Annotated in this window: 5 protein-coding genes; 2 read left to right on the plus strand and 3 right to left on the minus strand. The window is 65.5% G+C overall.

The window, feature by feature from the left end:
- Positions 1-68: 68 nt before the first annotated feature.
- Complete coding sequence (gene putA / locus JNB89_RS29050; RefSeq protein ID WP_220364486.1) at positions 69-4,007, minus strand: trifunctional transcriptional regulator/proline dehydrogenase/L-glutamate gamma-semialdehyde dehydrogenase; 3,939 nt, start codon at positions 4,005-4,007, stop codon at positions 69-71.
- Positions 4,008-4,107: 100 nt separating this feature from the next.
- Here putA and JNB89_RS29055 point away from each other — a divergent pair, with 100 nt between their 5' ends.
- Positions 4,108-4,464 (plus strand): hypothetical protein, encoded by a 357-nt coding sequence (locus JNB89_RS29055; protein ID WP_220364491.1) that lies wholly within the window; start codon positions 4,108-4,110, stop codon positions 4,462-4,464.
- 352 nt (positions 4,465-4,816) lie between these two features.
- On the opposite strand, the gene JNB89_RS29060 is transcribed toward JNB89_RS29055, so the two are convergent.
- Both JNB89_RS29060 and hemE read right to left on the minus strand, forming a co-directional pair.
- Positions 4,817-7,072: a primosomal protein N' gene (locus JNB89_RS29060; protein WP_220364487.1), complete on the minus strand. Its 2,256-nt coding sequence runs from the start codon at positions 7,070-7,072 to the stop codon at positions 4,817-4,819.
- Between the two features lie 475 nt (positions 7,073-7,547).
- Entirely contained in the window at positions 7,548-8,648 is a 1,101-nt protein-coding gene (gene hemE / locus JNB89_RS29065; RefSeq protein ID WP_220364488.1) for a uroporphyrinogen decarboxylase, read from the minus strand.
- Between the two features lie 215 nt (positions 8,649-8,863).
- Here hemE and JNB89_RS29070 point away from each other — a divergent pair, with 215 nt between their 5' ends.
- The gene (locus JNB89_RS29070) at positions 8,864-9,697 is read left to right on the plus strand and encodes a transporter substrate-binding domain-containing protein (RefSeq protein ID WP_220364489.1); all 834 of its coding nucleotides are present in this window, start codon (positions 8,864-8,866) and stop codon (positions 9,695-9,697) included.
- The last annotated feature ends 225 nt before the right edge of the window (positions 9,698-9,922 follow it).

Raw genomic sequence — 9,922 nt, forward strand, 5'->3', positions numbered from 1 at the left:
ATGGAGCGGCTTTCGGGATCGCCGTTACCGCTTCCGTTTTAATGACTGCTTCAACCGTCGAGGTTCGCTCAACCGATCGTCATCAAATTCGCATTACCGCCGGCAGCTGCCGTGTTCACGCTGACCGAGCGCTCGGTCAACAGACGCTCGAGCGCATAGTCTTCGTCGCCGTTTTCGAGCGCACGCGAAGCGGCGCCTTGTACCGACACGATGGGACCGGGACGCTTTGCCACTTCCTTCACGAGCGTCAGCAGTTCGTCGCTATCGCCTTCGAACAGCACGGCGTCGAACGGTGTGTCGGCGCTCTTGCGCACGCTTGCATAAGACTTGAGCGACGCCGGCAACTGCGCAACCAATTGTTCACCAGCAGCGCCCTCGAACAACGCGCGATTTCCCGTAGCCAGCACGGCGGCCAGTTGCAGCCGCGCACCGCTTGCCGTTGACGCGATGCACAGCACCGTGCCGCGCGCGCCGAGCGTGTAAGTGTTGCGCTCGCCGGTCGGTCCGGACAGCACCGCGGTCGCGCCGGCCGGCATGTGCGACAGGTAGCCGTCGCAGCGCGCCGCAAGTTGCGGCTCACGCTCGGCGATCAGCCAGTCGCGCAGCGCGGTCAGCGCGGCGGACGGATTGTCGCCCTTTTCCGCCGCTTGCGGTACATCGGCGACGAGCGCCTGCGCAAGCGACTTCGGCAAACCGGCCGGACGGGTGGACAGCAGGCGCTGCAAATACAGCGCGCCGCCGGCTTTCGGACCCGTGCCCGACAGTCCTTCCCCACCGAACGGCTGCACGCCGACCACTGCGCCGATCACATTACGGTTCACGTAGATGTTGCCGACATGTGCGCGGCTGATCACGTGAGCGATGGTTTCGTCGATTCGCGTATGAATGCCGAGCGTCAGGCCATAGCCGGTTGCGCGAATCTGTTCGAGCAACGTGTCGAGCTGGCTGCGGCGATAGCGCACCACATGAAGCACCGGGCCGAACACTTCGCGCTTCAATTCGTCGATGCTGTCGAGCTCAATCAGCGTGGGCGGCACGAACGTGCCTTGTGCGCAGCTTTCCGGCAGCGGCAACTGCTCGACCTTGCGGCCTTTCTCGCGCATCGCGGCAATGTGCGCGTCGATGCCGCGCTTCGCTTCCACGTCGATCACCGGGCCCACGTCCGTCGACAGGCGATCCGGGTTGCCGACGCTCAGTTCGCGCATGGCGCCCGTCAGCATTTCGAGCGTGCGGTCGGCGACGTCGTCCTGCAGGCAGAGAACGCGCAACGCCGAACAGCGTTGACCGGCCGAATCGAACGATGACTGCAGCACGTCGGCCACGACCTGTTCGGCGAGCGCCGACGAGTCGACGATCATCGCATTCTGGCCGCCCGTTTCGGCGATCAGCGGAATCGGCTTGCCTTCCGGATCGAGACGGCCCGAAAGCGTCTTGTTGATGAGCCGCGCCACTTCCGTCGAACCGGTAAACATCACGGCGCGCGTGCGTGCGTCGGCAACCAGCGCCGCACCTACCGTCTCGCCGTCGCCCGGCAGCAGTTGCACCGCGCCGGCCGGCACACCGGCCTCGCGCAGAATGCGCACAGCTTGCGCGGCGATCAGCGGCGTCTGTTCGGCCGGCTTCGCGAGCACGGTGTTGCCGGCCGCGAGCGCAGCCGCCACCTGGCCCATGAAGATGGCAAGCGGGAAGTTCCACGGGCTGATGCACACCACCGGCCCGAGCGGACGATGCGTGTCGTTCGAAAACTCGCTGCGAATCTGCGTCGAGTAATAGCGCAGGAAGTCGATGGCTTCGCGGATCTCCGACACCGCGTTGGCGAGCGACTTGCCCGCTTCGCGCACGACGAGGCCCATCAGCGTATGCATTTGCGCTTCGAGCAGATCGGCGGCGCGCGCGAGGCAATCGGCACGCGCTTCGACCGGCGTGGCCTGCCAGATCGGCGCGGCGGCGACCGCGTGTGTCAGGGCGGCGCTCACGTGTTCGGCGCTCGCTTCCACCACGGTACCGACGAGGTCGCGATGATCCGCCGGATTGCGCACGTCGCGGGCATTGCCCAACGCGATCTGATCGTCGGCGAGCATCGGCGCGGCGCGCCACGGATGATTCGCGCTTGCCAGCAGTGCCGACGACAGCGATGCCAGACGATGCTCGTTCGACAGATCGAGGCCCATCGAATTGAGACGCTCGGCACCATACAGATTGCGCGGCAGCGGAATCTTCGCGTGCGGCGCGCCAAGCGGCATGATCTTCGACGCTTCTTCCACCGGATCGGCGATCAGGTCCTGGATCGCGACGTTTTCATCGGCAATGCGGTTCACGAACGAGGTGTTCGCGCCGTTTTCCAGCAGACGGCGCACAAGGTAGGCAAGCAGCGTTTCGTGCGTGCCTACCGGTGCATACACCCGGCACGGACGGTTCAGCTTTCCGGCCGAGACGGGGCCCGTGACTTCCTCGTACAGCGGCTCGCCCATGCCGTGCAGGCACTGGAACTCGTACTGGCCGGGATAGTAGTTGTTGCCCGCGAGGTGATAGATCGCCGACAGGGTGTGCGCGTTGTGCGTGGCGAATTGCGGATACACCGCGTCAGGCGCGCCGAGCAGTTTCTTCGCGCACGCGAGATACGAGACGTCCGTGTAGACCTTGCGCGTGTAGACCGGGTAGCCTTCCAGTCCGTCCACTTGCGCGCGCTTGATCTCGGTGTCCCAATACGCGCCCTTCACGAGGCGCACCATGATGCGGTGACGGCTGCGGCGCGCCAGATCGACGATGTAGTCGATCACGAACGGGCAACGCTTCTGATAAGCCTGCACCACGAAGCCGATGCCGTTCCAGCCGGCCAGTTCCGGATCGAAGCACAGCGCCTCGAGCAGATCCAGCGACAGTTCGAGGCGGTCGGCTTCTTCAGCGTCGATATTCAGGCCGATGTCATAGCGGCGTGCGAGGATCGCGAGCGAACGTACACGCGGCAGCAGCTCGCTCATCGTGCGCTCCTGCTGCGAGCGCGAGTAGCGCGGGTGCAGCGCCGAGAGCTTGATCGAGATGCCCGGACCTTCGTAGATGCCGCGGCCGCCGGCCGCCTTGCCGATCGCGTGGATCGCCTGCTCGTATGAGGCGTAGTAGCGCTGCGCGTCGGCTTCGGTCGTGGCCGCTTCGCCGAGCATGTCGTACGAGTAGCGGAAACCGCGTGCTTCGTATTTGCGGCTGTTGGCGAGCGCTTCGGAAATGTTCTCACCGGTGACGAACTGCTCGCCCATCAGGCGCATCGCCATGTCCACGCCCTTGCGGATCAGCGGCTCGCCGCCCTTGCCGATCAGGCGCGTGAGCGCCGACGAAAGGTTCGTCTCGCTGTTGGTGGTGACCAGCTTTCCGGTAATCATCAAGCCCCACGTAGCGGCGTTGACGAACAGCGACGGCGCCTGGCCGACGTGCGACTTCCAGTCGCCCTTGCTGATCTTGTCGCGAATCAGCGCGTCGCGCGTGGCGCGGTCGGGGATGCGCAGCAAAGCCTCGGCGAGGCACATCAGCGCGACGCCTTCCTGGCTCGACAGCGAGAATTCGTGAATCAGACCTTCGACGCCGCCGCCGCGGCTCTTGCCGCGCAGCGTCTCGACGAGCTTGCCGGCAAGCGCCTGCACATCGCCTGCGAGTTTCGCCGGCAGACGCGCCTGACCGAGCAGAAACGGCACACACTCCGGCTCGGGCCGCCGGTAGGCCGCCGTGATCGCCGCGCGCAGCACCGACTGCGGTTGCACGTTCTGCGCAAAGTCGAGGAACGGATGAGCCGCGCTGTCCTCGTCGTGTTCGACGGCCGCGCCGTCTGCCATATCGGCCGAACCCACCGCGCCCGACAACTCCGGCGGCAATTGGCCCTGCTCGATCTTTTCGAGGTACGCGAAAATCGCCTGCTTGATGAGCCAGTGCGGAGTGCGTTCGAGGCGAGTAGCGGCATCTCTCAGCCGGGAACGCAGGAGGTCGTCGACCTTGACGCCAAGGGTGGTGCTAGCCATGTTTCCTTCTTCGGAGACCAGACGCAATGCTGGTGAAAGACTAAAAGTTGGCGAATCGTACCCTTCTCAATAAAAAGGTGCAACCGCCGCACAGGATTGGTTGCACCCCGGCGTAACCCTTGCCTGGCGGGGGTTTGCGGCAAATACCGGCAGCGCCGTCGACGGCGGTAAGGATCGGTATTTTCCCTGGCGCGATTTCTTTTGCGTCGAGCCCTTATCAAAGCGGATGGCGCGCCGTTATAGAAGTCATGGCGGGCACAGCTTCACGGCGCGCACAACAACAGGTACGGGGTTGAGGACAGAAATGGAAAAGTGGCTCGTTGTGTTGGGCATTTGGGCGATGTGCGCAAGTTGCGCCGTGCTGTTCATCCGCGGCGCGACCGGCAGGTCGGACAAACGCGAAGCGGCCGAAGCGCGTGAATCGGCGGGTCAGGCGCAGGCCGCGCTGCACGAGTAGACGAACCGGCATGGAAGTGAGCACGGCGGCGAGCCGCCGGGCCGTGCCAGCTCTGCGCGAGCTGGCGCGCGGGTTCTGGCGGCCATTGCCGTCAGTGACGCGAAGAAGCAAATACTGTGAGATCCATCATGCTTTGTTCCAGCGACTACAGGTCTTCCGCGCGCTACCGGCAACTCGCGGCGCGTGGTACGCATGCTTCCTCGCGCGCATCGGCTGTACTGGCGAGGCGCACCGCAGCGCCCGTCGCGGTTCCCGCTGCGAGTTATTCGAATTCGGTGCGGGCCCGCGCTCGTACCGCGCGCAGTCGCTGCCGGTACTGACGCATGCCGCGCCGCCGCGCACGGGGCGGCGCTCAGATGTCGAGCGGATCGACTTCGAGGCTCCAGCGCAATACGCCCTTCAAGTTGCGCAGCAACGGCTGCCACGCGCGCAGCGTGGCCTGCAACGCGGCACGCGACGCGCTCTCCACCAGTAATTGCGCGCGGTGCACATGCATCACCTTGACGATGGTGAGCGGCACCGCATCGTAGACGGTCACGCGTTCGGCAGCGGCAATGCCCGCGAGCCCCGCCGCGGCCTGCTGTAAAAAGGCGAGCGCCGCTTCGAGCGTGCGGCCCTCGGCGCGCAACAATGCCTGATAGACGAACGGCGGCAAATGCGCGTCGCGTCGCTCGGCCAGCGTCGAATTGGCGAAACCCACGTAATCGTGACGCCCCAGCGCGTGATAAAGCGCATGACGCGGGTAGCGCGTCTGCACCAGCACCTCGCCGGGCAAGCCGGCACGGCCAGCCCGCCCGCTTACCTGCATGAGTTGCGCAAAGAGGCGTTCGCTCGCGCGGAAGTCGTGGGAAAAGAGCGCGGTGTCCGCATTCAGCACGCCGACTAGCGACACGCGTTGAAAGTCATGACCCTTCGCGATCATCTGCGTGCCGACGAGAATGTCGACTTCGCCCGCGTGCACGTCGGAGAAAAGCGCCTGAGCGCTGCCTTTGCGCCGCGTGCTGTCCGCGTCGATGCGCAGCACGCGCGCTCCCGGCACCGCGCTCGCGAGGGTTTCCTCGACGCGTTGCGTGCCTCGGCCCATCGGCGCGATATCCACATTGCCGCAGTCCGGACACGAGCGCGGAATGCGCGACTCCCAGCCGCAGTGATGGCAGCGCAACGCGCGCTCGGGCTTGTGCAGCACGACATAGGCGCTGCAACGCGGACAACCGGCGACCCAGCCGCAGGCGTCGCACGCGAGCTGCGGCGCGTAGCCGCGCCGGTTCAGAAACACCAGGCTCTGCTCGCCGCGCGCGAGCCGCGCTTTCAGCGCCGCGATCAGCGGGCCCGACAGTCCTTCCACCGACGCGCGTCCACGGCGACGTTCCTCCTCAAGATCGATCAGGCGCACGGTGGGCAGCGCCGCGTCCGCGACGGCGCGGCGCGACAACGTGAGCCGCCGGTAGCGCCCCTGCTCCGCCTGCCACCAGCTTTCCAGCGACGGCGTGGCCGAGCCGAGCACGACCGGCAAGCCGAGCTGCTTCGCACGATAGATCGCCAGATCGCGCGCCGAATAGCGCAAGCCTTCCTGCTGCTTGTAAGCGGGATCGTGCTCCTCGTCGACCACGATGACCGCAAGCCGCGGCAGCGACGCGAGCACCGCGAGGCGCGTGCCGAGCACGATCCGCGCGCGGCCCGCGTGCGCCGCAAACCAGTTGCGCGCCCGCTCGCCTTCGGCAAGGCCGCTGTGCAGCGTGACGATGGCGCTATCGGCCAGCGCCGCGAAGCGGGCGCGGAACGCCGCCTCGAATTGCGGCGTCAGGTTGATTTCGGGCACCAGCAAGAGCGCCTGCGCGTGTGCGTCGGCGGCGAGAATCTCGGCGAGCGCGCGCAGATAGACTTCCGTCTTGCCGCTGCCGGTCACGCCGTGCAGCAGGAAGGGCGCGAAACCGCGCGCGTCGCGAATCGCTTCGACGGCAACGGACTGTTCGCCGGTGAGCGTGGGCAGCGCTTGGGGTGCTCGCGGCGGCGTAGTCGTGGACGATGCTGCGGGCAGCGCCGTGGCGGCATCGACTAGATCGAGCGCCACCCAGCCCTCCGCCTGCCATGCAGCGAGCGTCGCGATGGCCTTCGGGTGCAGCGCCCGGGCGTCTGCGGCAGGGAGAAAGTCCGCGCCGGCCAACGCCTGCGCGAGATTGCGCAACGCCGTCGCGCGGGCCGGCAAGACGTCGGGCAGAGCGGCCCGACCTTGCGGCGTCAGGCTATAGCGTTCCTCGGGAGCCAGCAGGCGCTGCCAGCGTGAAGCGTCGCGCAGTGCCTGCGGCAGCGCCGGCAGCGCCACTTCGCCCAGGCCGCGTTGATAGTAATCCGCGGCGAACGCAGCAAGCGCCAGCCATTCGGCCGATAGCGGAGGACACGCGGTGCACACTGCGTTGACTGAGCGCAGGCGATCGGCGGGAACCTCGCTGTGAGTAGTCACTTCGCACACGAGCCCCACCACGTCGCGCCGGCCGAACGGCACGCTGACCAGCGTGCCGGGGACGGCAGGTTGCGACGCTCCCCAGCGGTAGTCGAATAGAGTCGGCAGTGGGTGGTCCAGCGCGACGCGAACGAACAGTTCCGTCATTCGGCGGCGTGATTTTCCGCAGCGGCGAGCCGCGTCATGGGGCCGCATTCGGCGCCGAGGTTCGCGGGATGGTAAGCCGCCTGGCCGAAGTTAAAGTAAAACTTCAAATTCGGCGCTAAGTTTTGGATTCCGCTGAACAATTGGTTTCGCCCCCGCGCGCCTGTGGATAACTTTGTTGAGAACTTCGCCCGAACGGCCCGAAAACCGCGTCGCAGCGGCCTTCTGTGGGGTTCCGCACACTTCCCGCCGAAGCCGTCAAAGCCTTGCCAGACAAGGCGGAGATCATGCGCGCCAGCACTTTGCAAGGGTCGGGACACGACTAAACGTTCTACCGCGCCGCAACGTGATGAATGTGTATAAGTCAAGTCTTGACAACTGCAAGAGTGCCTGTGGACGGCCCGCGTACCGCGAATTTTCCTTAGTCCCGGAGCCCAGCGCATTGCAATGCAGCAAAAAAGCGGTAGAACTTACGGCATTAGCCCGGCGTATGAGCGCCGCTGCGAATGGCGCGGCTGTGACGATGCACTTCGTCCACGAGTTCTGCGACGTTTTCCGGAGGCGTGAACTGCGAAATGCCGTGACCGAGGTTGAAGACATGTCCCGGATGATTCCCGAAGCTGTCCAGCACCGCGCGGGCTTCCATGCGGACCGACGCCGGCGGCGCAAACAGCACGGAAGGGTCGATATTGCCCTGCAGAGCGACCTTGCCGCCCACGAGTTCGCGCGCCTTACGCAGGTTGACCGTCCAGTCGAGACCTACGGCATCGACGCCCGTGTCGGCGATTTCGTCCAGCCAGAGCCCGCCGCCCTTCGTGAACGCGATGACCGGCACCTTTTCGCCGTCGCGCTCGCGTGTCAACTGATTCACGACACGCTGGATGTAGTGCAGCGAGAAGCGTTGATACGCGCCGTCCGCCAGCGCTCCGCCCCACGTGTCGAAGATCATCACGGCCTGCGCGCCGGCTTCGATCTGCGCGTTCAGATAAGCCGCGACCGCATTCGCATTGATTTCGAGAATGCGATGCATGAGATCCGGGCGCGCATACAGCATCGACTTGACGATGCGAAAGTCCGCGGAGCCGCCGCCTTCCACCATGTAGCAGGCCAAGGTCCATGGGCTGCCCGAAAAGCCGATGAGCGGCACGCGCTGCCGACCCTGCGCGTCCGTTAGCGCGCGGCGGATCTCACGCACCGCGTCGGTCACGTAGCGCAAGGTGGCGTCGATGTCCGGCACCGCGAGGCGCGCCACGTCGTCTTCCGTGCGGACGGGGCGCGCGAATGTCGGCCCTTCGCCGGCGACGAACTCAAGGCCGAGGCCCATTGCGTCCGGCACCGTGAGAATGTCGGAAAACAGAATCGCGGCGTCGAGCGGATAGCGCTCGAGGGGCTGCAGCGTAACTTCCGTCGCGAACGCCGGATTTTTCGCCAGACCGAGAAAACTGCCCGCACGAGAACGCGTGGCGTTGTACTCCGGCAGGTAGCGGCCGGCCTGCCGCATCAGCCAGACAGGTGTGTAGTCGGTGGGCTGGCGCAGCAGCGCGCGCAGGAAGGTGTCGTTCAGGAGGTTATGGGCCACGTTGCGTGCGACTGAGGGCAAAGGGGCATTTTACCGGACGGGGGCCCGCCGCATTCGGCTGGATGCGGGCAATCACTGCGGAACTCGATATTCGCGGCCATTTTGCGCACCCTGCTGCCCTAACGCAACCTGGCCGAACGACCGATGTTCAGCGGCGGCTTGCAGGGCTATGATCCGCCAAACCTACACAACAAGAGATAACGGAAGGAGACATCATGAATAGAGTTGCACTCTCACTGCTCGGGACGCTGGCAGGCGTGCTGATTCACAACGGCGCCGCTCAGGCGCAGGCGTCCGGCGCTGGCGGCATGGCGCCCGCGGCTTCCACGGCTTCCGCGGCTTCCGCGGCTTCGCGGCTCGACGAAATTCTCGCTCGCGGCACGCTGCGCGCATGCACTACCGGGGACTACAAGCCGTACTCGTTTTACAAGACGGATGGCCAGTTCGAGGGAATCGACATCGACATGACCGAGTCGCTCGCCAAGTCGCTCGGCGTGAAGGCAGAGTACGTCAAGACCTCATGGCCAAATTTGATGAACGATTTCGTCGCCAGATGCGACATCGGCGTGGGCGGGGTGTCGCCTACGCTCGAGCGGCAAAAGCGCGCGTTCTTCACGCAGGCGTATATGGTCGACGGCAAGACCCCCATTGTTCGATGTGACGACGTCGACAAGTATCAGACCGTCACGCAGATCGACCAGCCGGCGACCCGCGTGATCGTGAATCCGGGCGGCACCAACGAGCGCTTCGCGAAGCAGTTCTTTTCGCACGCAAACCTGACGGTCTATCCGGACAACGTGACGATCTTCAAGCAGATTCTTGCTGGCAAGGCCGATGTGATGGTGACCGACGCGTCCGAGACCCTGCTGCAGCAGAAGCTGAATCCGGGACTTTGTTCGGTGCACCCCGACAAGCCGTTCCAGTACGGCGAAAAGGCCTGGCTGCTGCCACGCGGCGATGTGGCATTCCAGCAGTACGTCGATCAGTGGCTGCATCTGGCGCGGGCCACCGGCGAGTATCAGGCTGTGAGGGATAAGTGGTTGAAGTGAACTGGTATGCGGCGGGTTGGGGACGGTGGCGAATGGCGCTGGACGCGGGAGGTGTCTGGTCTGTGTTCGTCATTGTTCGCGCGCACTGGCGGTAGAGCGTCTGCGGTTTCGCGGCGGCTGGCGGCGGCTGGCTGCGGCTGGCGGCGGCTGTGGCTGCAGGCGGCGGCCGCTGCGGCTGCGACGGCACTCGGCGGCACTGGGCACTGGGCACTGGGCACTGGGCAC

Origin of the sequence: Paraburkholderia phenoliruptrix (assembly GCF_019511605.1) — a bacterium.
In the GTDB taxonomy this organism is placed as follows: domain Bacteria; phylum Pseudomonadota; class Gammaproteobacteria; order Burkholderiales; family Burkholderiaceae; genus Paraburkholderia; species Paraburkholderia phenoliruptrix_A.

Bases quoted from the DNA above. Each gene is read 5' to 3' on its own strand.
- putA (WP_220364486.1), bottom strand. From the start codon at position 4,007: ATGGCTAGCACCACCCTTGGCGTCAAGGTCGACGACCTCCTGCGTTCC.
- JNB89_RS29060 (WP_220364487.1), bottom strand. From the start codon at position 7,072: ATGACGGAACTGTTCGTTCGCGTCGCGCTGGACCACCCACTGCCGACT.
- JNB89_RS29070 (WP_220364489.1), top strand. From the start codon at position 8,864: ATGAATAGAGTTGCACTCTCACTGCTCGGGACGCTGGCAGGCGTGCTG.